The 26,825-nt window shown below is 74.0% G+C and carries 21 protein-coding genes and 1 pseudogene; 13 read left to right on the top strand and 9 right to left on the bottom strand.

The features are described 5' to 3' along the window. Positions 1-11: 11 nt before the first annotated feature. Positions 12-422 (bottom strand): DUF5319 domain-containing protein, encoded by a 411-nt coding sequence (locus ACLQ22_RS05955; RefSeq protein WP_132230961.1) that lies wholly within the window; start codon positions 420-422, stop codon positions 12-14. A gap of 186 nt (positions 423-608) precedes the next feature. Between ACLQ22_RS05955 and guaB the strand changes: the two genes are divergently transcribed. The 4 genes from guaB to ACLQ22_RS05975 all read left to right on the top strand — a co-directional run bounded on the left by guaB (position 609) and on the right by ACLQ22_RS05975 (position 6,408). Beyond that, positions 609-2,171 carry an IMP dehydrogenase gene (gene guaB, locus ACLQ22_RS05960; protein ID WP_425691368.1) on the top strand — a complete coding sequence of 521 codons (1,563 nt, stop codon included), beginning with the start codon at positions 609-611 and terminating at the stop codon, positions 2,169-2,171. A gap of 30 nt (positions 2,172-2,201) precedes the next feature. Continuing rightward, positions 2,202-3,320, top strand: a complete 1,119-nt coding sequence (locus ACLQ22_RS05965; RefSeq protein ID WP_416605807.1) for a GuaB3 family IMP dehydrogenase-related protein — start codon at positions 2,202-2,204, stop codon at positions 3,318-3,320. Positions 3,321-3,369: 49 nt separating this feature from the next. Next, positions 3,370-4,779 carry a M1 family metallopeptidase gene (locus ACLQ22_RS05970; RefSeq protein ID WP_425691369.1) on the top strand — a complete coding sequence of 470 codons (1,410 nt, stop codon included), beginning with the start codon at positions 3,370-3,372 and terminating at the stop codon, positions 4,777-4,779. 171 nt (positions 4,780-4,950) lie between these two features. Then, the gene (locus tag ACLQ22_RS05975) at positions 4,951-6,408 is read left to right on the top strand and encodes a M1 family metallopeptidase (protein ID WP_425691370.1); all 1,458 of its coding nucleotides are present in this window, start codon (positions 4,951-4,953) and stop codon (positions 6,406-6,408) included. Positions 6,409-6,461: 53 nt separating this feature from the next. Here ACLQ22_RS05975 and ACLQ22_RS05980 read toward each other — a convergent pair whose 3' ends face one another. Continuing rightward, a complete protein-coding gene (locus ACLQ22_RS05980) occupies positions 6,462-7,580 on the bottom strand; it encodes an LCP family protein (RefSeq protein WP_425691371.1) in 1,119 nt (372 codons plus the stop codon). Between the two features lie 135 nt (positions 7,581-7,715). Between ACLQ22_RS05980 and ACLQ22_RS05985 the strand changes: the two genes are divergently transcribed. After that, complete coding sequence (locus tag ACLQ22_RS05985) at positions 7,716-9,413, top strand: FAD-dependent oxidoreductase (protein WP_425691372.1); 1,698 nt, start codon at positions 7,716-7,718, stop codon at positions 9,411-9,413. Positions 9,414-9,457: 44 nt separating this feature from the next. Here the strand turns inward: ACLQ22_RS05985 and ACLQ22_RS05990 are convergent, their stop codons facing one another. Both ACLQ22_RS05990 and ACLQ22_RS05995 read right to left on the bottom strand, forming a co-directional pair. After that, positions 9,458-10,549, bottom strand: coding sequence for a Brp/Blh family beta-carotene 15,15'-dioxygenase (locus ACLQ22_RS05990; RefSeq protein ID WP_425691373.1), 1,092 nt, complete (start codon positions 10,547-10,549; stop codon positions 9,458-9,460). A gap of 4 nt (positions 10,550-10,553) precedes the next feature. Further along, positions 10,554-11,252, bottom strand: a complete 699-nt coding sequence (locus tag ACLQ22_RS05995; protein WP_425691374.1) for a bacteriorhodopsin — start codon at positions 11,250-11,252, stop codon at positions 10,554-10,556. Between the two features lie 295 nt (positions 11,253-11,547). On the opposite strand from ACLQ22_RS05995, the gene guaA reads away from it, so the two are divergent. Next, a complete protein-coding gene (gene guaA / locus ACLQ22_RS06000; RefSeq protein ID WP_425691375.1) occupies positions 11,548-13,101 on the top strand; it encodes a glutamine-hydrolyzing GMP synthase in 1,554 nt (517 codons plus the stop codon). 7 nt (positions 13,102-13,108) lie between these two features. On the opposite strand, the gene ACLQ22_RS06005 is transcribed toward guaA, so the two are convergent. Beyond that, entirely contained in the window at positions 13,109-13,426 is a 318-nt protein-coding gene (locus tag ACLQ22_RS06005) for a PspC domain-containing protein (protein ID WP_121399812.1), read from the bottom strand. 144 nt (positions 13,427-13,570) lie between these two features. Between ACLQ22_RS06005 and ACLQ22_RS06010 the strand changes: the two genes are divergently transcribed. From ACLQ22_RS06010 to ACLQ22_RS06020, 3 genes are all read left to right on the top strand, one after another. Then, on the top strand, positions 13,571-14,518 hold the full coding sequence (locus ACLQ22_RS06010; RefSeq protein ID WP_121399811.1) for an NUDIX hydrolase: 948 nt from the start codon (positions 13,571-13,573) through the stop codon (positions 14,516-14,518). Between the two features lie 130 nt (positions 14,519-14,648). Next, positions 14,649-15,575, top strand: coding sequence for an NUDIX hydrolase (locus ACLQ22_RS06015; protein WP_425691376.1), 927 nt, complete (start codon positions 14,649-14,651; stop codon positions 15,573-15,575). Between the two features lie 362 nt (positions 15,576-15,937). After that, positions 15,938-16,858 (top strand): CDP-alcohol phosphatidyltransferase family protein, encoded by a 921-nt coding sequence (locus ACLQ22_RS06020; RefSeq protein WP_425691377.1) that lies wholly within the window; start codon positions 15,938-15,940, stop codon positions 16,856-16,858. 67 nt (positions 16,859-16,925) lie between these two features. Here ACLQ22_RS06020 and ACLQ22_RS06025 read toward each other — a convergent pair whose 3' ends face one another. The 3 genes and pseudogenes from ACLQ22_RS06025 to ACLQ22_RS06035 form a co-directional block, all read right to left on the bottom strand. Next, a complete protein-coding gene (locus ACLQ22_RS06025) occupies positions 16,926-18,179 on the bottom strand; it encodes a phosphatidylserine decarboxylase (protein ID WP_425691378.1) in 1,254 nt (417 codons plus the stop codon). Between the two features lie 837 nt (positions 18,180-19,016). Next, positions 19,017-19,200, bottom strand: a pseudogene (locus tag ACLQ22_RS06030) (hypothetical protein); the annotation flags it as partial. Further along, a complete protein-coding gene (locus ACLQ22_RS06035; protein WP_425691479.1) occupies positions 19,197-20,870 on the bottom strand; it encodes a PspC domain-containing protein in 1,674 nt (557 codons plus the stop codon). The pseudogene ACLQ22_RS06030 and the gene ACLQ22_RS06035, both read right to left, overlap by 4 nt. A 172-nt stretch (positions 20,871-21,042) precedes the next feature. On the opposite strand from ACLQ22_RS06035, the gene ACLQ22_RS06040 reads away from it, so the two are divergent. The 3 genes from ACLQ22_RS06040 (at position 21,043) to ACLQ22_RS06050 (ending at position 24,345) form a co-directional block, all read left to right on the top strand. Then, positions 21,043-22,311, top strand: a complete 1,269-nt coding sequence (locus ACLQ22_RS06040; RefSeq protein WP_425691379.1) for a PspC domain-containing protein — start codon at positions 21,043-21,045, stop codon at positions 22,309-22,311. Further along, a complete protein-coding gene (locus tag ACLQ22_RS06045; RefSeq protein ID WP_334607526.1) occupies positions 22,308-22,994 on the top strand; it encodes a response regulator transcription factor in 687 nt (228 codons plus the stop codon). Before ACLQ22_RS06040 ends, ACLQ22_RS06045 begins: the two co-directional genes overlap by 4 nt. A gap of 190 nt (positions 22,995-23,184) precedes the next feature. Then, a complete protein-coding gene (locus ACLQ22_RS06050) occupies positions 23,185-24,345 on the top strand; it encodes a Cys-Gln thioester bond-forming surface protein (RefSeq protein ID WP_425691380.1) in 1,161 nt (386 codons plus the stop codon). A gap of 75 nt (positions 24,346-24,420) precedes the next feature. On the opposite strand, the gene ACLQ22_RS06055 is transcribed toward ACLQ22_RS06050, so the two are convergent. Beyond that, positions 24,421-24,708: a PIG-L deacetylase family protein gene (locus tag ACLQ22_RS06055; protein WP_425691381.1), complete on the bottom strand. Its 288-nt coding sequence runs from the start codon at positions 24,706-24,708 to the stop codon at positions 24,421-24,423. Between the two features lie 430 nt (positions 24,709-25,138). Between ACLQ22_RS06055 and ACLQ22_RS06060 the strand changes: the two genes are divergently transcribed. Further along, positions 25,139-26,782, top strand: a complete 1,644-nt coding sequence (locus ACLQ22_RS06060; RefSeq protein ID WP_425691382.1) for a peptide ABC transporter substrate-binding protein — start codon at positions 25,139-25,141, stop codon at positions 26,780-26,782. Positions 26,783-26,825 lie beyond the last annotated feature (43 nt).

The raw sequence follows: 26,825 nt of genomic DNA on the forward strand, positions 1-26,825 counted from the left end.
CCCGGCCCGCCTCAGCGTTCGGCGTCGGGCTCCTCGTCGGCGCCCTCGGTCAGGGTGTCGTGCACCCCGTCCGCGTAGCCGCGGGCGTAGTCCCAGGTGACGTAGTGGTCCGGGTCGGGGTCGTAGGCCGGCTCGTGCACCCGGGGGCGCCCCGAGCTGAGCAGGTGACGCAGGTTGCCCCGCAGCAGGTCCCAGTCGAAGTAATGCGGCTCCCGGCAGTCCTCGCACTCGATGACCAGCCCGCGCACCCCGATCGGCGCCAGCAGCGCCTGGTAGATCTCCAGGTCGGCGAGATCCTCCAGCACGTCCTGTCGCTCGACGTCCGTCAGCGGGTCGAGCGGGGCGTCGTCGCCCGGATCGTGCAGGCCGGCGGCCGGATCAGCCGGGTCGCCGTTGAAGGGGTCGATGGGCTCGTCGTGCACCCCCTCACCGTAGACCCAACGCCAGGGCCGCGTCCGCCCCCGGCCGTCGGTGACCTGCGCCGCCACCGGCCGGAGTCGGCCCAGGTCGGTGGGTACGATGGGACGACGCGCCCGTCACCCGGCGTGTGCCGGTGCCCGCCCGCGCCACCTCGCTGAAGCCCGTCCGAGCAGCTCAGGGGAGCAATCGTGGAATTTTCGCCCAGCACCGATCTTCCGGCCGGCGCCGACAGCGGCGAGCTGGGCGGCCACCTGCCGGAGTTGCCCGCCGGTTCCGCCCGGGTGGTTCCGCTCGGGTTGACCTTCGACGACGTGCTGCTCCAGCCGGGCGAGTCGGACGTGGTGCCCAGCCGGGTCAACACCGTGACGAAGCTGACCCGCAACATCGACCTGTCGATCCCGCTGCTCTCCAGCGCGATGGACACGGTGACCGAGGCCCGGATGGCGATCGCCATGGCCCGCCAGGGCGGCATCGGCGTGCTGCACCGCAACCTCTCCCTGGAGGACCAGGCGCTCCAGGTCGACCTGGTGAAGCGCTCCGAGTCCGGCATGATCACCAACCCGGTGACCGCCAGCCCCGACGACACGCTGCGCGACGTCGACTCCCTCTGCGGGCGCTACCGCATCTCCGGCGTGCCCGTCGTGGACGGCGAGGGCCAGCTGGTCGGCATCGTCACCAACCGCGACATGCGGTTCGTCTCCGACCCGGCCACCCCGGTCCACCAGATCATGACCCGCACCCCGCTGGTCACCGCCCCGGTCGGGGTGAGCAAGGACGACGCCCTCGACCTGCTGCGCCGGCACAAGGTCGAGAAGCTGCCGATCGTCGACGACTCGGGCCGGCTGCGTGGGCTGATCACGGTCAAGGACTTCACCAAGAGCGAGCAGTACCCGAACGCCACCAAGGACGACGCCGGCCGGCTGCGGGTCGCCGCCGCCGTCGGGGTGGGTGACGACGCGTACAAGCGGGCCCGGGCGCTTGTCGACGCGGGCGTCGACGTGCTCATCGTGGACACCGCGCACGGCCACCAACGGGCCGTGCTGGACATGGTCCGCCAGCTCAAGAAGGACGTGACGATCGACATCGTCGGCGGCAACATCGCCACCTACGCCGGCGCCCGGGCGCTGGTCGAGGCGGGCGCCGACGGCGTGAAGGTCGGCGTCGGGCCGGGCGCGATCTGCACCACCCGGATCGTCGCGGGGGTGGGCGTACCGCAGATCACCGCGATCATGGAGGCGTCGCGTGCCGCCCGGCCGGCCGGCGTCCCGGTCATCGGCGACGGCGGCATCCAGTACTCGGGCGACATCGCCAAGGCACTTGTCGCGGGCGCGGACACGGTGATGCTGGGCAGCCTGCTGGCCGGCTGCGAGGAGAGCCCCGGCGAGCTGATCTTCATCAACGGCAAGCAGTACAAGGCCTACCGTGGCATGGGCTCGCTCGGCGCGATGCAGTCCCGGGGCCAGGGCAAGTCGTACTCCAAGGACCGCTACTTCCAGCAGGACGTGCTCGCCGAGGACAAGCTGGTCCCGGAGGGCGTGGAGGGCCAGGTGCCCTACCGCGGCCCGCTGTCCGCGGTCGCCCACCAGCTCACCGGCGGGCTGCGGGCGGCGATGGGGTACGTCGGCGCGGAGAGCATCCCCGAGCTGCACCGCCGCGGTCAGCTCATCCGGATCACGGCGGCGGGGCTCAAGGAGAGCCACCCGCACGACATCCAGATGACGGTCGAGGCGCCCAACTACCACTCCCGCTGACCATCCCCCCTGCGACAACTGGAGTCCCCCATGCGTGACGTGGTCGAGATCGGGCTGGGCAAGACCGCGCAGCGCGGCTACCACCTGGACGACATCGCCATCGTGCCGAGCCGCCGGACCCGGGACGTCGACGACGTCTCCACCGCCTGGCAGCTCGACGCGTACCAGTTCGGCATCCCCTGCGTCGGGCACCCCTCGGACGCGACGATGAGCCCGGCCTCCGCCGTCCGGCTCGGCCAGCTGGGCGGCCTCGGCGTGCTCAACGTCGAGGGCCTGTGGACCCGCTACGAGAACCCGACCAAGGTCCTGGAGGAGCTGTCCGGGCTCGACGAGGACGCCCGCACCACCAAGCGCCTCCAGGAGGTCTACGCGGAGCCGATCCGCCCCGACCTGATCGCCGAGCGGGTCCGCGAGCTGCGCGCCGGCGGCGGCACGGTGGCGGTGCGGGTCTCCCCGCAGCACACCCTGGCGCTGGCCCCGGTGATCCTCGACGCCGGCGTGGACATCCTGGTCATCCAGGGCACCATCGTCTCCGCCGAGCACGTCTCGACCACCGACGAGCCGCTCAACCTCAAGGAGTTCATCGCCGACCTGGACCTCCCGGTCGTCGTGGGCGGCTGCACCGACTACAAGACGGCGCTGCACCTGATGCGTACGGGCGCGGCCGGCGTCATCGTCGGCATCGGCGGCGACGAGTGGTCGACCACCGAGTCGGTGCTGGGCATCCGGGTGCCGATGGCGACCGCGATCGCCGACGCGGCGGCGGCCCGCCGGGACTACCTCGACGAGACCGGCGGCCGGTACGTGCACCTGATCGCCGACGGCGACATCCAGACCTCGGGCGACATCGCCAAGGCCCTCGGCTGCGGCGCCGACGCGGTGATGCTCGGCGAGCCGCTGTCGCTCTGCGCCGAGGCGCCGGCCGGCGGCGCCTGGTGGCACTCCGCCGCCAGCCACCCGTCGCTGCCCCGGGGCGCGTTCGAGACCGCCGGCGAGCCGCTCGGCTCGATGGAGCAGCTGCTCTTCGGCCCTGCCGACGAGCCGGACGGCCAGCTCAACCTCTTCGGCGGCCTGCGCCGCGCGATGGCCAAGTGCGGCTACCGCGACCTCAAGGAGTTCCAGAAGGTCGGCCTGGTCCTCGACCGCTGACCTGCGCAAGCAGCACCACCCGCACCGGCCGCGCCGATAGGCTCGGCCGGTGCGTCGTACCCGCCGTCGGATCCGCCCCGCGCTCGCCGTCGCCGTCGTCGCGGCCCTGGTGTTCGCGGCCTGCACCGAGGGCGACGAGCGGGGCGGCTTCCGGCCGGGGGCGGCCGACCTCGCCGACCCGTACGTCCCGGGGGCCGGCAACGGCGGCTACGACGTCGCGGGCTACCGCCTCGCCGTGCGCTACGACCCGGCGACCGACCGGCTCTCCGGGCGGGCCGCGCTGACGGCCACCGCGACCGCGGCGCTGTCCCGGTTCAACCTGGACCTCGCCGGGCTGGACGTGTCGCGGGTGGCCGTCGACGGCCGGCCGGCCGGGTCCGCCCGCGACGGCGACGAGCTGGTCGTCACCCCGCGCGACGGCCTTCCCGAGGGCGCCCGGTTCATCGTCGAGGTGGACTACTCCGGCGTGCCGGCGGCGAAGGCCGACGGGCAGCTCGGCAGCGGCGGCTTCCTGCACACCGCCGACGGCGCCATCGCCCTCGGCCAGCCCTGGTCGGCGGCCACCTGGTTCCCGGTCAACGACCACCCGTCCGACAAGGCCACGTACGACATCGAGGTGACCGTCCCGGACGGGCTGGCCGCGTTGAGCAACGGGGTGCCGGGGGAGCGGACGAGCGCCGCCGGCTGGACCACCTGGCGCTGGGCCGAGCGGTCGCCGATGGCCAGCTACCTGACGACCCTGGTGATCGGCGACTACCGGGTGCGCAGCGGCACGCACGCCGGCAGGCCGATGGTCACGGCGGTCCCGGCGAGCCTGCCGGCGACCGGGCCGGAGGCCGCCTCGCTGGCCCGCACCGGCGAGATCGCCGACTTCCTGGCCAGCCGGTTCGGGCCGTACCCGTTCGACTCTTACGGCGGGGTCGTGGTCACCGACGGCCGGATCGGCTACGCGCTGGAGACCCAGTCCCGGCCGGTCTACGGGCCGGGCTTCTTCCGTGGCGGGCGGCCCAACCCGGGGGTGGTCGCGCACGAGCTGGCCCACCAGTGGTTCGGCAACAGCGTGGCGCTGAGCCGGTGGCGCGACATCTGGCTCAACGAGGGCTTCGCCACCTACGCGGAGTGGCTGTGGGAGGAGCACGACGGCGGTCGCACCGCCCAGCGCACCTTCGAGCTGGAGTACGCCGCGACCGACTGGTCCCGGCCGTCCGTCGACCCCGGACGGTCTGAGTTGTTCGGCTCGGCCGTCTACAAGCGCGGCGCGCTGGCCGTGCACGCGCTGCGCCGCACGGTCGGCGACGACACGTTCTTCCGCATCCTGCGGACCTGGACCGCCGAGCGGCGCGACGGCAACGCCACCACGGACGACCTGGTCGCGCTGGCCGAGCGGGTCGCCGGGAAGCCCCTGCGTCCGCTCCTCGACGCCTGGCTCGTCGGCGGGAGCGCCCCCGCGCTGCCGTGAGCCGGGCGGGCAGGGCCCGGGCTTCCGGCGGCGCTCGGTAGGCTGCCCGCCGGACCCCGGCGCCGCACCGGCCGCTTCCGCGCGGCCGGCCCGGGCGAGCGGCACCCGCCGGGCGCGGGTCCGCCAGGGGGCCGCCGGTGGGCAGCCGGCGGCGCAGGGAGGGACGAGGCGATGACGCTGTCGCGGCGGACGCTGTACGCGGGCACCGGCCTGCTGCTGGCCGGGACGCTCGGGCTGGCCGGATGCGGGTCGGCCGACGAGCCGGCCCCGACCCCGGGCGCCCCCTCGCCCGGGGCGTCGCGCCAGTTCACGCCGGGGGCGGCCGGCGCCGGCGACGAGTACTTCCCGACCTACGGCAACGGCGGGTACGACGTCAGCCGCTACACCGTCAAGGTGCGCTACGACCCGGCGGAGGACCGGCTCACCGGGACCACCACCGTGCAGGCGGCGGCGACCGGCGACCTGTCCGCGTTCAACCTGGACCTGGCGGGGCTGACCGTGCGGTCGGTGACCGTGGACGGGGCCCCGGCGAAGCACGCCCGCAAGGGCGACGAGCTGGTCGTCACTCCGGCCCGGGGCCTGATCGCGGGCAACGGCTTCGTCGCCGAGATCGCGTACGAGGGGGAGCCGGAGCCGCTGCGCAACGAGGCCCTCGGCGTCGGGGGCTTCCTGCACACCGACGAGGGGGCGATCGCGCTCGGCCAGCCCGAGTCGGCGAGCACGTGGTTCCCGGTCAACGACCACCCCTCGGACAAGGCCACCTACGACTTCGAGATCACCGTGCCGAAGGGGCTGACGGCGGTCAGCAACGGTGTGCCGGCGGGGAGGAGCACCACCGGCGGCTGGACCACCTGGAAGTGGGCCGAGCGCAGTCCGATGGCCAGCTACCTGAGCACCGTCGTCATCGGGAAGTTCCGGATCACCGAGGGCGAGCACAAGGGACGGCCGGTGTTCCACGCGGTCACCACCGACCTGCCGGAGGGCGCGGCGGACCGGTCGATCGCCGACACGGTCGAGGTGGCCGACCACCTGGAGAGCGTGTTCGGGCCGTACCCGTTCGGGGCGTACGGCGGCGTGGTGGTCTCCGACGCCCGGATCCGGTACGCCCTGGAGACGCAGAGCCGCCCGGTCTACTCGGCGAGCTTCTTCTCCGGCGGCGAGAACACCGGCGTGGTCGCCCACGAGCTGGCGCACCAGTGGTTCGGCAACAGCGTGTCGCTGGCGAAGTGGCAGGACATCTGGCTCAACGAGGGCCTGGCCACGTACGCCGAGTGGCTGTGGGCTGAGCACGACGGCGGGCGCACCGCCCAGCAGGCGTTCGACGCCCGCTACGCCGGCTCGTCCGGCCAGGTGTGGCGGACGCCGCCGGGCGAGCCGGGGGCGGAGAACCTGTTCAGCGAGTCGGTCTACCAGCGCGGCGGGATGACCGTGCACGCGCTGCGGGTGACCGTCGGCGACAAGGCGTTCTTCGAGATCCTGAAGACCTGGGCGGCGCAGAAGCGCGACGCCAACGCGACCACGGCCGAGTTCGTCGCGCTGGCCGAGCGGGTCTCGGGCGAACAGCTCGACGACCTCTTCGAGGCGTGGCTGTACGGCACGCAGCGCCCCGCCCGCCCCGAGCGCCGGTGACGGCCCCCCGCCGTCCGAGCGCCCTCCGCCCGCACGAGCGCCGGTGACGGCGCTCAGCGGGTGACGCGCAGCTTCGGGTTGGCGGCGAGGTAGGCGTCGGCCCGGCCGGCGCGCAGCTCGGTGAGGAACTTCCGCCCGGTCGACGTGAGCTCCTCGCCCCGGTAGCCGCTGCCCTTGCCGACGCCCGCGCCGGGCAGGTCGACCAGCACGAACCTCTCCGGGGTGAGCCCGCCGAGGGCGTACGCGACGTCCACGACGCGCGGCCCGCCCGCGTAGACCAGGGTGTCGCCGAGCGCGTCGACCACCTGCTGGACGCGCTCCGGCTGCCGGGCCAGGTCCTCGCCGAGGATCTTCGTGGCCAGCGCCTTGATCAGCTGCTGCTGGTGGCGCTGCCGGGCGTAGCCGCCGCCGGTGACGTAGCGCTGCCGGGCGTAGTCCAGCGCCTGCCAGCCGGTGAGGTGCCGCTCGCCCTTCTCGTAGACCATCTGCGGCCCGACGTAGCCCCCGCCGCCCGGCGCGGGCTCCCGGTGCCGGCCGTCGGGACGGCGGTGCAGCGAGACCACCCGCTGGTCGACGTAGAGGTCCACCCCGCCGAGGGTGTCCACCAGCCGGTCGAAGCCGTTGAAGGTGAGCACCGCGCCGGCGTCGAAGCGCAGTCCCGTGTAGCCGCTGACCGTGCTGCGCAGCAGCTCGTACCCCTGGGCGGTGCTCGGCTGCCTGGGCTTGCCGGGCACCCGGCTGCCGTAGCTCATCGCGTGGGTGAGCTTGGTCCTCCCGCCGCGGTAGCCGGCCTTCGGGAAGGCCGGGATGTCGACCAGCAGGTCGCGGGGGAGGGAGAAGAGGTACGCCCGGTCGAGGCCCTTCGGCACGTGCAGCACCAGCACGGCGTCGCCGTGCGGCTCCCAGCCCGGCACGCTGACCCGGGTGTCCACCCCGACGAGCAGGAGGTTGAGCGGGCCGGTGATGCCGGCACCCGGCGGCGCGGTCGGGCTGGGGGTGGGGCTGGCCTGCGGCGTCCCGGTGCCGCCCGTCGGCCCGATCGCGCGCCGCGGCCCGTCGTCGCGGACGAGCCGGGTGACCACCAGGGCGCCCACGGCCACCAGGACCACGGCCGCCAGGGCGGCGAGCCCCAGCACCCATCGCGGGCGTGGCGCCCCTGTCCGCTGAGTCATGCGACACCCCCGGTGATGACAACGCCCCGACGGGGGCACCGAGTTGCGGGCGGGTGCCTCCGGATCGCGGACGGGAGCATGATCCCGCGAAATCGGGCGCTGGCGCGATGGCTACCGAGCGGTAATGATGCGGTCATGCGGTACGACGTGCTCGTCATCGGGTCCGGCTTCGGCGGCAGCGTCACCGCGCTCCGGCTGGCCGAGAAGGGCTACTCGGTCGGGGTGTTGGAGGCCGGGCGCCGCTTCGCCGACGACGAGTTCCCACAGACCTCCTGGCGGCTGCGGCGGTTCCTGTGGGCGCCCCGCCTCGGCTGCTACGGCCTCCAGCGGCTCACCCTGCTGCGTCCGGCCGACCGGAAGGCCGGCGGCGGCGTGCTGGTGCTCTCCGGCGCCGGGGTCGGCGGCGGCTCGCTGGTCTACGCCAACACCCTCTACGAGCCGTTGGACGCCTTCTACACCGACCCGCAGTGGCGGGACGTCACCGACTGGCGCGACGAGCTGGCCGGCCACTACGACCAGGCGAAGCGGATGCTCGGCGCCACCACGTACCCCCTCGTCACCCGCGCGGACCGGGCGATGCGGGCGGTGGCCGACCGGATGGGGGTGGGGCACACCCACCACGCCACCCCGGTCGGCGTGTTCATCGGCCGGCCCGGCCAGCGGGCCACCGACCCCTACTTCGGCGGCGCCGGGCCGGAGCGCACCGGCTGCACGCACTGCGGCGCGTGCATGACCGGCTGCCGGCGGGGTGCGAAGAACACGCTGGTCAAGAACTACCTGTGGCTGGCCGAGCGGCTCGGCGCGCGGGTGCACCCGCTGACCACGGTCACCGCCGTCCGCCCGGCCGACGGCGGCGGGTACGCGGTGCACACCGTGCGCACGGGGGCCTGGCTGCGCGCGCGGCGACAGGTGATCCACGCCGACCAGGTGGTCTTCGCGGCCGGGGCGCTCGGCACCCAGCGGCTGCTGCACACGATGAGGGCGGAGGGCGCCCTGCCCGCGCTCTCGCCCCGCCTCGGCGAGCTGACCCGGACCAACTCGGAGGCGATCCTCGGCGCCTCGGTGCCCCGGCGGCGGGCCCGCGCCGAGGGGCTCGACTTCACCGAGGGCGTGGCGATCACCAGCTCGTTCCACCCCGACCCGCAGACCCACGTCGAGCCGGTCCGCTACGGCCGGGGCTCGAACGCGATGGGCCTGCTCCAGTCGCTGCTGGTCGACGGCGGGCCGCGCCGGCTCCGCCGCTGGGTGGGGGTCCTGCTGCGCCAGCCCGGCACGGCGGCCCGGCTGCTGTCGGTGCGCGGCTGGTCGGAGCGGACGGTGATCGCCCTGGTCATGCAGTCGGTGGACAACTCGCTGACCACCCGGCTGCGACGTGGCCCGTTCGGCCGCCACCTGGTCTCCGGGCCGGGCCACGGCGCGCCCAACCCGACCTGGATCCCGGCCGGCAACCAGGCGGCCCGCCTGCTGGCCGAGGAGATCGGCGGTACGCCCGGCGGCGCCCTGACCGAGCCGTTCGACATCCCGATGACCGCCCACATCCTCGGCGGAGCGGTGATCGGCGCCACCCCGGCCGACGGCGTGATCGACCCGTGGCACCGGGTGTTCGGCCACCCGGGGCTGCACGTGGTCGACGGCGCGGCGGTCTCGGCGAACCTCGGGGTGAACCCGTCGCTGACCATCACCGCCCAGGCGGAACGCGCGATGTCCTTCTGGCCCAACAAGGGCGACGTGGACCCGAGGCCGCCGCTCGGTGCGCCGTACCGCCGGTTGGCGCCGGTGGCACCCCGCCTCCCGGCGGTCCCGCCCGACGCCCCCGGCGCCCTGCGGTGGTGACCGGACCCGGTGCCCGGCGGTGGTGACCGGGGCCCGGTGCCCGGTCAACCGCGGCGCCGGGCACCCCGGCGGGGGAGCAGCCCGTCACCCGCCCGGCGTGGCGGCCGGGGCGCGCGTCGGTCCGCCCAGGCGACCAGCACCGCGTGCGGGAGGGTCAGCGCGGCCAGCACGGCGAACGTCGCGGGCAGCGGGTCCGCCCGGTGGCCGGGCCAGGTGAGCAGGGCGGTCAGGGCGGCGAGCGCGACCGCCGTGGGAGCCGCCGCCTGCCGGGCGAAGCGACGCAGCGGCGGCCCGACCCGTCCGGCCGCCAGGTCTGCCGTGTTGCGCGGGTCGTGCCGCAGCAGCCGGGCGACGTGGCGGCAGGAGTGCCAGGCCGCGAAGTACGCCCCGACGGCCAGGGCCGGCGGCACGGTACCGAACAGCCCGGCGAGCAGGACCGGTTGGACGGCGTCGCGGACGCGTCCCGCTCGCACGTCCCGGATCGCGGTGACCGCGACGGCGCCCAGGACCGTGGCCAGTGCCAGCGCCCGCACCTCGTCGGTGAGCAGCGCCGGCGCCTGAGGGGCCACCGCCGCCAGCAACGGGTCGACCTGCTCCCGCCACAGCGCCAACGGGACGACCACCGGCGGTCCCCCGTACGCGAGCACGGCCGTCACCCCCGGCCGGACCGGCCGGCGGTCCCGCTCGGCGTGGAACGCCACGTCGGCGGTGCCGAAGTGGACGACCGACACGATGAGGAACCCGACCAGCGCCAGGTCCGGCGCGGCCCGGAAGACCGTCAGCCCGGCGCCGGCCACGGCGGCGTAGGCCGCCAGCAGCGCCACCCGCGCCGACAGCGGCCGGGCGCGCGCCGACAGCCGGGCGGGCACGAGATGGTCGACCGCGCCGTGCGGGAGCCCGAGGAGCAGTCCCGCGACCAGGAAGGCCGGCGAGCCGCCCGGCCCGGCGGCGTCGATCAGCGGGGACGACGCCAGCAGCCCGGCGAGGGCGAGCTGCGTCGCCGTGCCGACGCGCCGCAGCAGCCGGTCCGGCCGCCCCGGGCCCTCCGCCGTGCCGGTCGTGCGCGCCGGCGCCCGTCGGGTCCGGGCGGGCGCCCGGTCGTCCGACACCGGCACCCGGGGGCCGACCCCGGGCACCGGGTCAGACGACGGTGAGCCGACCACGGGTGGACAGGGCGCGCAGCCGACCGAGATCGAGGATGCTCCAGCCCACCTTCGACACGATGGACAGCACGACGAGGAGCAGGCTGGTGGTGGCGGAACTGAGCAGGCCGACGCCGGACGGGCCGAGAATCCAGAACACGGGATAGCCCGCCCAGAGCGCGCTGAGCAGCAGCGCGGCCTCCGTGTACACCCCCGCGATCTCTTCCGGTTGGCGGTGCGCGTGGGCGCGCAGCGGTCCCCAGATCAGGGCGTAGACCGCGAGCAGGGCCAGCACCCCGATCGCGTACAGGGTGTAGCGGGCCACGCCGTCGGGCGTGAGGTCGGCGAGCAGGCCGCTGAGGATGACCACCACGTTCGCCCCGGCGAGGACGCCCATCAGCCGCCAGCAGCGCCCGGGCAGGGAGTGCGTCGCGGTCAGCATCAGGGCCACCAGCAACAGCGGGGCGGTGACCACCCAGTCGACGTACCGCGCCCAGTAGAGCGTGTGGCCGGCCACCTCCGTGCGCCCGCCGCCCAGCGCCATGAGCAGGTACCAGGAGCCGGACCAGAGCGGGATGGCGATCGCCACCCGGTACTCGCTGCGCGGAACGCCCCGCGGGTCCGCGCGCCACCGGCTGAACAGCACGACCCCGCCCGCCATGGCGGCGACGTACATCCACAGCCACCACTCGGTCATGCCCACCCCTCGGCCGACTCCCGGCGTCCCGCGCCCGCCGGCTGCCGCTGCTGACGACCCGGGCGTACGGCCGGGCACCGCCCGAACCTGTCGGAGTCCCGTACGTGCGCCGGTGGCCGGGCGGTACGGACACCGTATACAGATCAAAACGCGCATACAGGTCTAATGGCTCCCACCGGAAGGGCGGTAGCGTGCCGGACCGCCCGTACGGTGGCCGACGTCACCTCCGCCGCGACGGCGGCGTGAGGGCGGACCGGCGGGGGACCCGGCGGCGCCGTCGGTAGGATTTGCTGCCATGAGCACGCCTCGCCCCGTCCTCGTGGTGGACTTCGGAGCCCAGTACGCCCAGCTCATCGCGCGTCGGGTGCGTGAGGCCAACGTCTATTCCGAGATCGTGCCGCACTCGATGCCGGTCGCCGAGATGCTGGCGAAGGACCCGGCCGCGATCATCCTCTCCGGCGGCCCGTCGAGCGTCTACGCGCCGGGCGCCCCGCAGATCGACGCCGGCATGTTCTCGTCCGGGGTGCCGGTCTTCGGCATCTGCTACGGCTTCCAGGCGATGGCCCAGGCGCTCGGTGGCACCGTGGCCCGCACCGGCAACCGTGAGTACGGCGGCACCCCGCTGCGCGCCCGCCCGGAGGCCGGGGTGCTGCTGCGGGAACTGCCGGACGACCTGCCGGTCTGGATGAGCCACGGCGACTGCGTGACCGAGGCCCCGGCGGGCTTCACGGTGACCGCCGAGTCGGCGGGCGCGCCGGTCGCCGCGTTCGAGGACCTGGCCGGCCGCCGGGCCGGCGTGCAGTTCCACCCGGAGGTCGGGCACACCGCGCACGGCCAGGAGATGCTGCGCCGCTTCCTGCACGACATCGCCGGCATCGAGCCGACCTGGACGGCCGAGAACATCATCGACGAGCAGGTCGCCCGGATCCGCGAGCAGGTCGGCGACAAGGAGGTCATCTGCGGCCTGAGCGGCGGGGTCGACTCGGCCGTCGCCGCCGCGCTGGTGCACAAGGCCGTCGGTGACCAGCTCACCTGCGTCTTCGTCGACCACGGCCTGCTGCGGGCCGGCGAGGCCGAGCAGGTGGAGAAGGACTACGTCGCCGCCACCGGCATCAAGCTCAAGGTGGTCGACGCCCAGGAGCGGTTCCTCGACGCACTGGCCGGGGTGACCGACCCGGAGCAGAAGCGCAAGATCATCGGCCGGGAGTTCATCCGGGTCTTCGAGGCCGCGGCGCGGGAGGTCGCCGCCCACGGGGACGTCGAGTTCCTCGTCCAGGGCACCCTCTACCCGGACGTGGTGGAGTCCGGCGGCGGCACCGGCACCGCCAACATCAAGAGCCACCACAACGTCGGCGGACTGCCGGAGGACCTGAAGTTCGCGCTGGTGGAGCCGCTGCGCACGCTGTTCAAGGACGAGGTCCGGGCGCTCGGCCTCCAGCTCGGCCTGCCCGAGGCGATGGTCTGGCGGCACCCGTTCCCGGGCCCCGGCCTGGCCATCCGGATCATCGGCGCGGTCGACCGGGAGCGGCTCGCCCTGCTCCGGCGGGCCGACCTGATCGCCCGCGAGGAGCTCACGGCCGCCGGCCTGGACCGGGGCGTCTGGCAGTTCCCGGTGGTGCTCCTGGCCGACGTGCGCAGCGTCGGGGTGCAGGGCGACGGCCGCAGCTACGGGCACCCCGTGGTGCTGCGGCCGGTCTCCAGCGAGGACGCGATGACCGCCGACTGGTCCCGGCTGCCCTACGAGGTGGTCGCCCGGATCTCCACCCGGATCACCAACGAGGTCGCCGAGGTCAACCGCGTGGTGCTGGACGTGACGAGCAAGCCGCCGGGCACGATCGAGTGGGAGTGATCCCGCCTCACGCCGCCGGCGGGTAGGTCGGCGGCGTGGGCTGCGCCACGGTCGGCTGCGCCACCGTGGGCGGCGCGGCCTGCGCCGGGTGCGGCCAGGCGGGCGCGTCGGCCGGCTCCTCGGGCATCAGGAACCACATGATCGGGTACGCGAGCAGCGCGAGCCCGCCGGTGAGCAGGCCGGCGACGGCGAAGACCACCCGGACCAGGGTGGGGTCGACGGCGAAGTACCGGCCGAGGCCGCTGGCCACGCCGGCGATCATCCGGTCCGTGACGGGCCGACGGAGCTGCTTGTACGGGGGCTGGGGAGGGGCGGTGTAGGTCATGTCTCCACGGTCCGCGCCGGTCGTCGGACCGGCCTCGGTGACCGCCCGGATCCCTACCCTGACCCACCCCTGAGGCGCGAGCATTCAGTCAGGAATCTGACTCTTTTCGATGGAGGTAACCCGGGCCGGGGAGAATTTGGCCCCGTGACCACCATGCTGGAGCCGCTCCGCAGGATCGCGGCATACGCAGTTTGTGCTGACTCAGTCGGCCGGGTGTTGCTGGTCCGCGCATCGGAGCGCTCCGGCACCCCCGGCACGTGGTCGCTGCCCGGTGGGGCGGTCGACCACGGTGAGGACCCGCACCACACCGTCGTCCGGGAGACCGCCGCCGAGACCGGCCTCTCCGTCACCGTCGCGGGCCTGCACGACGTGCTCGCCGACATGCGGGCGCTGCCGGAGCGGGGCATCACCATCCACACCGACCGCCTGATCTACCAGGTCTCGGTGCGCGGCGGGACGCTCGCCGACCGGGTCGACCGGCCGACCGACCTGGCCCGTTGGTTCACCCCGGAGGAGGCCAGCGAGCTGCCGCTGCGGTCGTTCACCGCGCGGGCCCTGGGCCTGCCCGCCTCGTCCGCCGACATCGTTCCCGACGAGGCGCCGGAGTTCCCCTCGTTCTACGCCGTGCCCGGCCCCGACGGGCTGCACCGGGCCCAGCGCTTCGCCGCGTACGCCGTGGTGACCGACCCGGACGACCGGGTGCTGCTCACCCGGGTCTCCGACGGCTACCCGGGGGCGGGCTGCTGGCACCTGCCCGGCGGCGGCACCGACTACGGTGAGCAGCCCGGCGCCGCCCTGATCCGGGAACTGGTCGAGGAGACCGGGCAGACCGGCCGACTCGTCGAGCTGCTCGGCGTGGCCAGCCACCGGGACGCGGCCTCCCTCGGTCCGGAGGGCTATCCGATCGACTGGCACGGCGTCCGCGCCTTCTACCGGGTCGTGGTCGACAAGCCGGCCCCGCCCACCGTCGCCGACGTCGGCGGTTCCACCTGCGAGGCCCGCTGGTTCGGCCGCGAAGAGCTGGGCGCCCTCCCCACCGACCGCCTGACCGAGGTGACGGCGGAAGCCGTCCAGGCCGCCCGCCTGGCCTGACCGCCCCGCCCCCCGAGCCCCTCCCTCCCCGTTCGTCGATCATGAGGTTGACCGGGCGACACGCCGGACCCGCTGCGGCTAACCTCATGATCGACGGAACGGGTCGGCGCGGGCGGGGGAGTGCGGGCGGGTGGAACAACGGCGGCGGGTCGGCGCGTACGGGGTGTGTCGGGGCCCGGACGGGCGGGTGTTGTTGGTCCGCGGCTCGGGCTCGTGCCCGGTCCCGGGCGTCTGGCAGATTCCCGGGGGCGGCGTCGAGCACGCCGAGCATCCGGCGCACGCGGTGGTCCGCGAGTTCGCCGAGGAGACCGGCCTCACGGTCGAGGTGACCGGGCTGCGGGCGGTGTTCGCCGACGTGACGACCTTCCGTGACGCCGGCGTCGCGGTGCACACCGACCGCGTGGTCTTCGACGTCACCGTGCGGGGCGGCGAACCCCGGCCGGAGCCGGCCGGCGGCAGCGACGAGCTGGCCTGGTTCACGACCGCCGAGGCGGCGGCGGTACCGCTGATGCCGTTCACCGCCGAGCTGCTCGGCCTGCCCGTGTCGCCCCTGCCGCCGGATCTGCCCCGCTCGCCGCAGGAGGGGCCGGTCGCCCCGCTCCCGCCCGACCGGAGGCAGCGCTTCGGGGCGTACGGCCTGGTCACCGACCCCGCCGGCCGGGTGCTGCTCACCATGATCGCCGACGGTTACCCGGGCGCCGGCCGGTGGCACCTGCCCGGCGGCGGGACCGACCACGGCGAGCAGCCGGTCGCCGCGCTGCTGCGCGAGCTGGTCGAGGAGTCCGGCCAGCTCGGTCGGGTGGTCGAGCTGATCGGCGTCGACAACCTGCACAACCCGGCCGCGCTGGGCCCGGAGGGGCGACCGCTCGACTGGCACGGCATCCGGGTGGTCTACCGGGTGGCGGTGGACACGCCCACCGAGCCGCGGGTGACCGAGCTTGCCGGCGGCTCCACCGCCCGCGCGGGCTGGTTCACGCCGGAGCAGCTCGCCGGGCTGCCGCTGAGCGGGATCGCCGCACTGGCGCTGGCCAAGGCCCCCGCCGACGACCGTCCGTAACCGGGCATCGGAGTCGCCGGCGCCCGCTCGCCGAGCCGGTGGAGACGGGGTCCGGTACATTCGATGTGGGGTTGGTGGAGGAAACGGGCGATGGAGCCCGAGATGGGAATAAGAGAGCGGTTCGCGCGGTTAGACCAGATATAAGTACCGCCGGCAGCTATCGCCAACCCCCGTTCCCCTATGCGATGGTGTACTCCGCAAAACGGCTGCCGGGCCAGAGAGGTCCGGCACGAGACAGCCGGACACCCGCCCTCGCGGCGGTAAACCGATCCGGTGATGGAGGAAACGTGCCGAGAGCCCCATGGCGCCGGCGTCGTACCACTGACAGTCCGCGTCCCGCAGGGCGTCGCTGGGCGGGCCCGTTGCGCCGCAGCAGCACGCTCGCCCGGCAGGTGCTGCTGGTCCGGGTGGGGCGCCGCGACGGTGACCTGCACGCGACCAGCGACCTCTCGATGCCCGAGCACCGCTACGCCGACCGGCCGCGCCGCCGCTACGGACTCGACCGGGTCGAGCGCGCCGACGTCGCCTCGATCGTCCCGGTCAGCCCCGCGCTGGGCCCCACGACCCCGGTCGACGACGATCCGGCGATGTCGATCCCGCTGCTCCCGGGCGAGCGGACGGTCGCCCGCCGGATGAAGTTCGCGGTGGTCAACGCCTGCACACTCAGCAGCCTGATGCTCGGCATGCTGGCCATCTTCCTGGCCATGCAGGGCGAGGTGCGCGTCGCCGCGCTCTGCCTGATCGCCTGCGTCGTCTTCGACGGCCTCGACGGCGCGCTCGCCCGCAAGTTCGGCGTGGCCAGCCCGTTCGGCGCGCAGATGGACTCGCTGGCCGACATGTGCTCGTTCGGCCTGGCCGCCCCCGTGGTGGTCTACGCCTCGCTGGCCGGTTCGGTCTCCACGCCGGCCGCCGCGGTGGCCTGCGCCCTCGTCGCGGCGTGCGCGGCGATCCGGCTCGCCCGGTTCAACGTCTCGCCGAAGGACGGCAGGTTCTTCTGCGGCGTGCCCACCACCATGGCCGCCGCCGTGCTCGCCCTGACCGTCGCCATCGGGCTGCCCGTGCCGGGCATCGTCCTGGTCGCCGGCGTCGCGCTGCTCGCCTTCGCCATGGTCTCCAGCTTCCCCTACGCGAAGCTCGCCCGGCTGGTGAAGCTGCCGCCGTGGCTGTGGCTGGCCCCGGTGATCGGCGCACTGATCGACATCCGGCTCACCTTCGCCCTGATCGTGGTCGGTTACCTGGTCAGCGGCCCGGTGCTCTGGCTGCGTCAGCGCCGCACCGCCTGAGCCACGTACGCGAGAAGGGGCGCCGCGATCCCGCGGCGCCCCTTCTTCGTGTCGTCCGGACGGGTCCTCAGCGCCAGCGGGCGATGACGGTCGCGCCCCCGACGACCTTGTCCCCGGGGCCGACCAGCGGCTCCGCCGCGTCCGCCGGCAGGTAGACGTCGGTGCGCGAGCCGAACCGGATCAGGCCGAAGCGCTCGCCCCGGGCCAGCAGCGCGCCGATCGGCGCCCGCTGCACGATCCGCCGGGCGATCAGGCCCGTGCGCTGCGCCACGACCACCGTGCCGCGCGCGGTGTCCAGCACCGTGTACGCGGCAACGTTGTGCTCCGCCGCCGGCTTCATCGCGTTGGCGAAGCCACCGTCGGCGACGAAGTAGTCGACCACCTTGCCGGCCACCGGGGCACGGTTGACGTGCACGTCCAGCACCGACAGGAAGACGGCGATCCGCAGCCACTCGCCCTCGCCGAAGCGCTCGTCGTGCAGCCGCTGCACGGACAGCACCCGACCGTCGGCCGAGGCGACCACCGCCGACGGGTCCTCCGGCACGTCGCGCTCCGGGTCCCGGAAGAAGGCGGCCACCGGGGCGGCGGCCAGGGCCGGCAGCAGCCAGAGCTTCGACTTCGGCCGGGTCGCCCGGGCCACCGCGGCGAGGCCCAGCGCGATGCCGGCCGCGGCCACGCCGTTGGAGTCGATGTGCATCCCCCGGGTCAGCGGGACGCTGGACGGGCGGTACGCCGGGGCCAGCCGGGCCGCCGACGCGGCGTCGGCCGGGGTGTAGCGGAGCCGGTACACCCGCAGCGGCGGCGTGTTGCGCAGCACCAGATCGACCCCGACGCCGTACAGCGCGCCCTGCCGGTCCAGTTCGGCGGCGGCGCCCGCGGTACGCCCCGGCGTGGCGGTCGTGGCCACACTCAGCACCGCGCCGTCGGCGAGGTACTTCGTCAGGCCCTCGACGGCGGCGCGGGTCTCGTCGGCCGTGCCGGTCAGTGGCTCCCCGGCGACGACCACCGCGGCCGGCTCGGCCTCGGCGAGGGTGTCGACCACGCGGACCCGGTCGGCCACCCAGCGCCCCTGGGTGGTGACGTGCTCCCGGAGGGCCGCCGGGGAGGTCGACCCGGCGGGCACCAGGGTGAGGGTGTCGCCGGGCAGCAGCGCGTCGATCGCCGCGGCCAGCACCGCGGACTCCGGCGTCGCGCCGACCAGCAGCGCGGCCTTCGGGTCGTTGATCCGGGCGAGCTCGGAGACGAGGGTACGGGCGGCTCGCTCGCCGATGCGGACCGGACCGGACCGGCCGAAGGTGCGCACGGCGGGGGACTGCGTCATGTCGGACGGACTCCTGACGGGTAGAGACGGGAATCGCGGCGGGACCGCCACGGCGGCGCGGTCCGGCCGGCGCGGCGGCCAGGTCGGCGCGGCGGCCAGGTCGGCGCGGGCCGGCCGGCGGAGGCGAGTTCTCCACGGCCAGCATAGGCCGCCGCCGACGGCGGCCGCACCGCTGTGGTCAGCCGCGCGCGCGCTCCTCACCGGCCGGCGGCCCGTCGGTCCGCCGGGTCAGGGCGTCCTCGTCGGCGGCGTGGTCCTCGACCGCCTCGGTCCGGACGTCGGTGACGGCCTCCGTCGGCCACTCGTCGGCCTCGCCCCCGGCCCGGGATCCGGTCGTCGCCGGTCCGCCCAACGTCGGTTCGTCCAACGTCGGTCCGCCCAGGATCGGCCCGTTCGGCGCCGGCCCGTCCAAGGTCGGTTCATCCAACGTCGGTCCGCCCTGGGCCGGTCCGCCCTGGGCCGGTCCGCCCTGGGCCGGTCCGCCCTGGGCCGGTCCGCCCTGGGCCGGTCCGCCGGTCGTCGGCGCGGCCACGTCCCACTCGGACCGCCCGCCCCAGTCGGAGCGTTCGCCCCAGTCGGACCGTCGGCCGCCCCAGGCCGTCGGCTCGTCGGCCGGCGCGGGCCGGTCGAGGTCCCAGCGGGTCGGGGCCATCTCGGTGGTCTGCCGGTCCGTCGCCCGGGCCGCCGGTCGCCCGCCCGGCGGGGTGGAGACAGGCTCGACCGCGTCCGGGGCGAGCGCGTCTTGGGCGTCGGAGGCAGCGGCGTCGGAGGCAGCGGCGTCGGAGGCGGCGGCGTCGTCGGAGGGAGCGGCCCCGCCGGCCTTGGCCGCGCCGGCGGACCGCCCGGAGCGCAGCGCGCCCACCAGGCCCAGCAGGCCGATCAGGATCAGCGCGCCGGCCAGGAACCAGCCGACCGGCGGGAGGGCGAGCCCGAGCAACTGGGCGAGCAGCCACCAGGCGGCGAGGCCGAGGAAGATCAGCCCGAAGGCGAAGGACACGATGTCGGTGCGGTGGGCCTTCACCGGGTCACCTCCAGGTTGCCGGCGTTGACGTGGATGTAGAGGCGCAGCGTGCCGCCGCCCGGGCCGTCCGGACCCAGGTCGGCCGCCTCCCGCAGCTCGCCGGCGAGCCCGCCGGAGCGCTTGCCGAAGACGACCGCGTCACCGGCGTTGACGTCGGCCACCGTGGTGACGTCGACGTTCGGCGGCACCACCACCGTGCACTCGCCGAAGTTGACGGAGACGGTGATCTCGGTGTTCTTCTTGTCGAAGTCGACCGCGCGCAGGTCCAGGACCGTGTCGCCGAAGCTGTTCTCGTACCGCAGGGCGAGGTCGCGGTGGTCGGTGGGCGCCCAGGTGACGTTGCCGTCGACGCCCCGGATCCGGTCGTAGGACTCCGCCACGGTGGCCACCCCGAGGGCGGCGGCGGCCACCACGCCGAGCGCGATCAGCCACCGGGCCCGCCCGAACCACGTGCCGACCAGCAGGCCGAGCCCGATGGTGGCCAGCGTGGCCGCGAAGTACGCCGACGCCCCGACCTCGAACACGTCCAGCAGGTCGACGACGGCGACCACGCCCAGGGCGAGGAAGATCAGCGAGAACGTCACCGCGCCGAGCGGGGAGCGCTCACGCGGTCGCTTCGGCGGCTTCGGCGGCTTGCGCGGTGCGGGCGGCACGACGGTCTGCCCGGCGTACGGGCCGTGCGGGGCGAACGGGGGCCGGTAGCCCGGGGGCGGGGACGACGGGTGGCCCGGTCCCGGCGCGCCCGAGGTCGCGGCGGGCCAACCGGAGGTGGGCGCTGCCGGCGGCCAGCCGACGGTGGGCGTACCCGCCGGTGGACGGGCGGGCGGGGCCGGGGCGGCCGGCGGCCAGGCGGGCAGCTCGGCGGTCGGCCCGGCGGTCGGTTGGGGGACCGGGGCGCTCCAGGTGGCCCGGGCGACGGTCGCCGGCGGGGCCGGTACCGGACCCGCGCCGGGGGCCACGGCAACGGTCGGCGGGGCCGCGTACGCGACCGGTGCGGGATGGCCGACCGGTGGCACCGGCCCGGGCGGGGCGGTGGGCGGCACGGGCGGGACGGGGCCGACCGGCGCGCCCTGGGCGGCCCTGTTGTCGCGGTTCAGCAGCAGCGCGCCGCCGATCAGGATCGTGGCGCCGAGCAGCACCGCCCGGAACGCGTCCGTGACGATGTAGCCGAAACTGATCGCGACCAGGATGCTCAGCACGATCACGGTGACCGGGGACATGCTGGACCGGCCCCGGCCCAGCATGGACTCGACGGGGGAGGCGCTGTCCCCCTCACCCGGGATGATCAGCCAGGCGGTGACGTAGACCAGGATGCCGATGCCGCCGAAGAAGCCGAGCACCGCCAGCAGCACCCGCCAGAGCACCGGGTCGGTGTTGGTGGCCCGACCGATCGCCGCGCAGACGCCGGCCAGGTAGCGGCCGTCGCGGGGGCGCACCAGCCCGTACCGCGAGGTGAAGCCGGCGCCGCCGAACGACGGCTGCGGTCCGGGGCCCGGTCCGGCGCCGGGCGGCGGCGTCCCACCCGCGTCTCCGGCGGCGGCCGGCGCTGCCACGGGCGGCGGCGTTCCGGTGCCGGCGGGCGTGGGCCCACCGGGCGGTGTCGCGGTGGGGGGTGGCCCACCCGGCTGTGCCGCCCCGGGGTTGGCGGACTGGGCAGCTTCCTCGGTCATGCCTCGATCCTGCTGCCCCGACCCGCCGGACGGCCTCAGGACCCGACCCTGACCCCACCCTGAGATCCCGGCGGCCCGAATGTCGGGGGCGTCCCCGTGGTCGGGCGGCGGTGTGCCGTGTGACGATCGACCCGACGCCGGCAACGGGCCGTCGCCCGCTTTCGTGCCCGCCGTGACCAGGGAGTCTCCGATCAGCGCCGTGACCCAGCCACCCCGCCTCTACCGCGCCCCCGAGCACCGGATGGCCGCGGGGGTGGCCGCCGGCATCGCCGACCACCTCGGCATCTCGGTGCTGCGGGTACGGGTCGCCTTCATGGTGCTGCTGGGGCTGAGCGGTCTCGGCCTGCTGCTCTACGCGGCCTTCTGGGCGGTCGTGCCGCTGCGCCCGGGCGACACCGCCGTGCCGGCCCGCAGGGACGTCGCCCAGCTGCTGCCGTTCGTGGCGATCGGCCTCGGCGTGCTGCTGGTGCAGGTGATGGTCTTCGACTCGGTCGGCGCGGCCGGCACCGCCGGCTGGCTGGTGGCGATCATCGCGGTCGGCGCCGGGGTGATCTGGCACCAGTCGGCGCCGGAGCGGCGGCGGCAGTGGGGCGACTCCATGCCGGTGCCCTGGCTGGGCGCGGTGGTGGAGGAGAGCGACCGACGGGCGTTCGTGCTCCGGTTCATCGGGGGCGGGGTGCTGGTCGCGGTCGGCATCATCGGCGTCGCCGCGGTCTACTCCCCGGCGCAGAACTTCGACGCCGTGCTCAACGGCGTGATCTTCGCCCTGGTGGGGCTCGCCGGGGTCGGCGTGGTGGCCGCGCCGGTGTTGTGGCGGACGTACAACCAGCTCCGGTCGGAGCGCGAGGGGCGCATCCGGGAGCAGGAACGGGCCGAACTGGCCGCCATGGTGCACGACCAGGTGCTGCACACCCTGGCCCTGATCCAGCGCAACGCGAGCGACGTGAAGACCGTCCAGCGGCTCGCCCGGGGGCAGGAACGCTCGCTGCGCAACTGGCTCTACAAGCCCACCGGTTCGCCCACCGAGCGGTTCGCCGCCGCCCTGGAGCAGGCCGCCGCCGAGGTCGAGGACACGTTCGCGATCACGGTGGAGGCGGTGGTGGTCGGCGACCGGGAGACCGACGAGCGGGTCGGCGCGCTGGTGGCGGCCGCCCGCGAGGCGCTGGTGAACGCGGCCCGGCACGCCGGGGTGCAGACCGTCTCGCTCTACGCCGAGGTCGAGCCGGATCAGGTCAGCGTCTTCGTCCGGGACCGGGGGAAGGGCTTCGACCCGGATACGGTGGAGGATCACCGGCACGGGGTCCGGGGTTCGATCATCGGGCGGATGAGGCGGCACGGCGGCCGGGCGGAGATCCGCTCCGGGCCGGGGGAAGGGACCGAGGTCCGGTTGATCCTGCCGATCACCCGGGACCCGGCAACGGCGGAAAGGGACAAGTCATGACCGAGCAGTCGATGGAACCGGTCGAGGGGGCGGCAGCCCGCGCCGAGCGGCTGCGGGTCTTCCTCGTCGACGACCACGCCATGTTCCGCGCGGGGGTCCGCGCCGAGTTGGGCGCGCACGTCGAGGTGGTGGGCGAGGCGAGCACCGTCGGCGAGGCGGTCACCCGGATCGCCGCCACGCTGCCCGACGTGGTGCTGCTCGACGTGCACATGCCCGACGGCGGCGGCCGGGCGGTGCTGGAGGCGATGCGGCGTACCCACCCGCAGGTCAAGTTCCTGGCGCTGAGCGTCTCGGACGCGGCGGAGGACGTGATCGGGCTGATCCGGGCCGGCGCGCGGGGTTACGTCACGAAGACGATCTCCCCGGAGGAGCTCGCCGCTGCGGTCCGCCGGGTGGCCGACGGAGACGCCGTGTTCAGCCCCCGGTTGGCGGGGTTCGTGCTGGACGCGTTCGCGGCCCGTCCCGACGCCCCGGTGGCCGACCCGGAGCTGGACCAGCTCACCAACCGCGAGCGCGAGGTGCTGCGGCTGCTCGCCCGGGGGTACGCCTACAAGGAGATCGCCAAGGAGCTCTACATCTCCATCAAGACGGTGGAGACGCACGTGTCCAACGTGCTTCGCAAGCTCCAGATGTCCAACAGGTACGAGTTGTCCCGCTGGGCGGCCGACCGTCGGCTCGTGTGATCCATTTCTTTTCCCCGTCATATGGGACGGAACCGACGAATGTGGCCCACAGGGGCTGACAAGCGATCAACTCCCGTCACATAATGCCCCGTCGCGTTCTCGCGTGCGGGTGGTGCACATCCCGCGGGAACGGCGGCTTCACGCAACCCGCCGTGCGCGGGTCACCCCTGGGGAGAGGTGCACGAATCTGATGTTCGGAAAACGAGGACGGCGCTGGGCGCGGATCGCGCTGGCGACCGTCGCCGGTGGCGCGCTGGCAATCGGCGCGGTCGCGCCGGCCGCCGCCGCCGACAAGACCGGCGTCGCCAAGTCGGTCAAGGGCAGCAACGTCACGCTCATGCTCAACGGGCAGCCGAAGAGCACCGGTGCGCTGGCACTCAAGATCGACGGAAAGCTCGTTCCCGCCTTCTGCATCGACTACCACACCAACGTGGCGATCGACGGCAAGTACAAGGAGGGCACCTGGGACGAGTCCCAGGTGAAGAACCTCGGCAAGGTGCAGTGGGTGCTGACCCACGGCTACCCGAACGCCGACTCCGCCAAGCTGCTGGCCGCCGCCGGCGCCACCGCCCCGGCGAAGGCCGAGGTCGACAACCTGCTCTACTTCGGCACCCAGACCGCCATCTGGAACTTCAGCGACGGCGTCAAGCTGGGTGACTGGGTCGACAACCAGAAGCTGCTCGGCAAGAAGCAGTACGACGTGGTCAAGAAGGTCCACGACTACCTGGTGGCCAACGCCACCGACCAGCCCGAGCCGAAGGCCGAGCTGAGCGTGGACCCGGCGAGCGCCAAGGCCACCGTCGGCGAGAAGGCCGGCCCCTTCACCGTCAAGGGCCCGGCGGGCGAGATCACCGTCGCGGTCGACGGCGGCTCGGCGGTCGACGCCGAGGGCAAGCCGGTGACCACGACCACCAACGGCGGCCAGTTCTGGCTGACCGCGGACGGCGCCGGCGAGGTGAAGGTGACCGTTTCCGCCCAGGACTCGGTCTCCTTCGGCCGGGTGTTCCTCTTCACCGGCCAGCGTGCCGCCCAGAAGCTGATCCTCGGTGGCAGCACCGGCTCGACCGTGACCGCCAAGGCCGAGGCCGCGTTCGCCGCCGCCCCGGCGGAGTCCCCGTCGCCGAGCGCTCCGGCGGAGTCGCCCTCGCCGAGCGCCCCGGCGGAGTCGCCGTCGCCGAGCGCCCCGGTCGAGAGCCCGGCCCCGTCGACCTCGCCCGCGAGCAGCGGCGGGGACCTCCCGCTGACCGGCTCCCCGATCGCCGCCTCGATCGCCGCCGGCGTGGCGCTGCTGGCCGCCGGCGCGGTCGCCGTGCTGCTGTTCCGCCGTCGCAAGCTGCGCTTCACGGCCTGATCGACGCCCGCTCCACGGCTCCGGCCCCGGTACCGCCCCGCGCGGTGCCGGGGCCGGAGCCGTTCGCCCCCGGGCTCAGCCGGTGCGCAGCACGGTGAACGCCTCGGCCATCCGGCCGGCCGGCAGCCCGGCCGCGTCGGCCGTCGCGGTGAGCTGGGTCCCGCACCCAGGTCGCCACGCCCCCACCTCGGCGCACTCTCCGGAGTCGCCCCGGGTGACGAGCAGGTACGAGACATCGACACCCTCGTCCACCCAGGTGGCGATGGTGCCCGCACAGCCGAAGTCGACATCGTCCGGATGGGCAAAAACGGCCAACGCGCGGACGACGTCGGACAGCACCGGAGCGGACGCGGGGAAGCTCACAGCCGCCGAGCCTGTGCCGGGGTCGGACCTCCTCCGAACCGTATCTTTCCTGCTCAGAGCGGTACGACCGGCCTAGATCATGATCTTTTTTCGGGTATCGGCAACGTGGCGACCAACTAACGGCTTGATAACGGCACCTTCACGGAACGGGCCGGTGGGTGTCACAGTGGCAGCACCTCACCCCTCATGTGAGGCACTCCGTACGGCCTGACGACCATGGGCTCCGCCTGTTGACGGTGCTCCGTGGTGGTCACGTGTGCGCGGTGCCGAGCGCGGGGGGCAAGGTGGCCCGGCGGATCGGTACATCATTCTTGTCCCGAATTCACTGCGGTGAAACCGGCTCCCGCACTGCGGCTCGCCGGACGTGTCACCCCCATACGTGCGTGAAACCCACGACGGATCCAGGTTCAGAAAGAGGAGGCCCCTCGGAATGAGAGTCTCGAAGCGGGCAAGCAGCGCGGTCGCGCTGGGCGCGGCGTTCGCGCTCGTCGCGTCCGGCTGCTCGAGCAGCGACAGCGACGGTGGCGACGCCGGCGCCAGCAGCGACGGCGCGATCACCATCGACGGCACTCAGCCGGAGGTCGGCCTGGTCCCGTCGAACACCACCGAGACCGGTGGTGGGTCGATCATCGACTGGATCTGGACCGGTCTGGTCGAGTACCCGAACGACGGCAGCGCGCCGCGCAACGCGGTCGCCGAGTCGATCGAGACGACCGACTCCAAGGTCTACACGATCAAGATCAAGAAGGACACGAAGTTCCACGACGGCACCGTCGTCAAGGCCAAGAACTTCGTGGACGCCTGGAACTGGGGCGCCTACTCGCCCAACGGCGCGCAGAACGGCAGCTTCTTCTCCGACATCCAGGGCTTCGACCAGGTCCACACCGAGGACCCGGACGGCGCCGAGGGCCCGAAGAAGGCCCCCGAGCCCGCCGCCAAGGAGATGTCCGGCCTGAAGGTCGTCGACGACTTCACCTTCGAGGTCACCCTGGCCGCGCCGACCGCGGTGTTCCCGACCAAGCTCGGCTACAGCACCTTCATGCCGCTGCCGGACGCGTTCTTCACCCAGGGCGCCGAGGCGTTCGGCAAGAAGCCGATCGGCAACGGCCCGATCAAGTTCGTGTCGTGGGAAGACGACGTCCAGATCAAGCTGACGCGCTTCGATGACTACGCCTTGAACGACAAGATGAAGATCAAGGACGTAAACATCAAGCTCTACCAGGACGACACGGCGGCGTACAACGACCTGCTCGCCGGCAACCTGGACTTCCAGCAGCAGGTTCCGGTCTCCGCCATCGCGGGCGACAAGTGGAAGAACGACCTGGGCGAGCGGGCCATCGCCTCCACCACCCCGTCGACCGGCATCATCGCCTTCCCGATCTACGACAAGCGCTTCCAGAACCCGAAGCTGCGTCGCGCGATCTCGATGTCGATCAACCGCCAGGAGATCAGCGACAAGATCTTCTTCGGTTCGCGCAAGCCGGCCGACAGCTGGGCCAACCCGCTGACCCCGGGCGCCAAGGCCGGTAACTGCACCGCCTGCCAGTTCAACGTCGACGAGGCCAAGAAGCTCCTCGCCGAGGCCGGCGGCTTCACCGGCGAGCTGGTCATGTTCTACAACGCCGACGCCAGCCACAAGGAGTGGATGGAGGCCGTCGCGCAGCAGGTCAAGACGAACCTCGGCATCAACGCCCGCGCCGAGGGTGTGCCGACCTTCGCGGTGTTCCGCCAGAACATCAACGCCGGCAAGATGACCGGCATGTACCGCGCCGGCTGGCAGCAGGACTACCCGGACGTGGAGAACTGGGTCGGCCCGCTCTACGTGACCGGCGGTTCCTCGAACGACGGCGGTTACAGCAACCCGCAGGTCGACGCGCTGGCCAAGGAAGCCGCCTCCGCGCCGAGCCTGGAGGCGTCGCACGCCAAGTACGCCGAGGCGGTCGCCCTCATCGACCAGGACGCCCCCACGGTTCCGGTCTACTTCGGTGGTCAGCAGTCCGGCCACTCGGAGAAGATCAAGAAGATCGAGCTGAACAACGTCGGCGAAATCGACCTCACCTCGGTCGAGCTCTGATCCGAACGGTCTGACCCCGGGTCGGGCTCACCTACCGGTGGGC

This window comes from Micromonospora sp. DT178 (genome assembly GCF_049841695.1).
Taxonomy (GTDB): Bacteria; Actinomycetota; Actinomycetes; order Mycobacteriales; family Micromonosporaceae; genus Micromonospora.

Excerpts from the sequence above, each read along its gene's own strand:
- ACLQ22_RS05965 (WP_416605807.1), top strand. The coding sequence starts at position 2,202 with ATGCGTGACGTGGTCGAGATCGGGCTGGGCAAGACCGCGCAGCGCGGC.
- ACLQ22_RS05985 (WP_425691372.1), top strand. The coding sequence starts at position 7,716 with ATGCGGTACGACGTGCTCGTCATCGGGTCCGGCTTCGGCGGCAGCGTC.
- ACLQ22_RS06005 (WP_121399812.1), bottom strand. The coding sequence starts at position 13,426 with ATGACCTACACCGCCCCTCCCCAGCCCCCGTACAAGCAGCTCCGTCGG.
- ACLQ22_RS05975 (WP_425691370.1), top strand. The coding sequence starts at position 4,951 with ATGACGCTGTCGCGGCGGACGCTGTACGCGGGCACCGGCCTGCTGCTG.
- ACLQ22_RS06035 (WP_425691479.1), bottom strand. The coding sequence starts at position 20,870 with ATGACCGAGGAAGCTGCCCAGTCCGCCAACCCCGGGGCGGCACAGCCG.
- ACLQ22_RS06050 (WP_425691380.1), top strand. The coding sequence starts at position 23,185 with ATGTTCGGAAAACGAGGACGGCGCTGGGCGCGGATCGCGCTGGCGACC.
- ACLQ22_RS06045 (WP_334607526.1), top strand. The coding sequence starts at position 22,308 with ATGACCGAGCAGTCGATGGAACCGGTCGAGGGGGCGGCAGCCCGCGCC.
- ACLQ22_RS05980 (WP_425691371.1), bottom strand. The coding sequence starts at position 7,580 with ATGACTCAGCGGACAGGGGCGCCACGCCCGCGATGGGTGCTGGGGCTC.
- guaA (WP_425691375.1), top strand. The coding sequence starts at position 11,548 with ATGAGCACGCCTCGCCCCGTCCTCGTGGTGGACTTCGGAGCCCAGTAC.
- ACLQ22_RS06025 (WP_425691378.1), bottom strand. The coding sequence starts at position 18,179 with ATGACGCAGTCCCCCGCCGTGCGCACCTTCGGCCGGTCCGGTCCGGTC.
- ACLQ22_RS05995 (WP_425691374.1), bottom strand. The coding sequence starts at position 11,252 with ATGACCGAGTGGTGGCTGTGGATGTACGTCGCCGCCATGGCGGGCGGG.
- ACLQ22_RS06060 (WP_425691382.1), top strand. The coding sequence starts at position 25,139 with ATGAGAGTCTCGAAGCGGGCAAGCAGCGCGGTCGCGCTGGGCGCGGCG.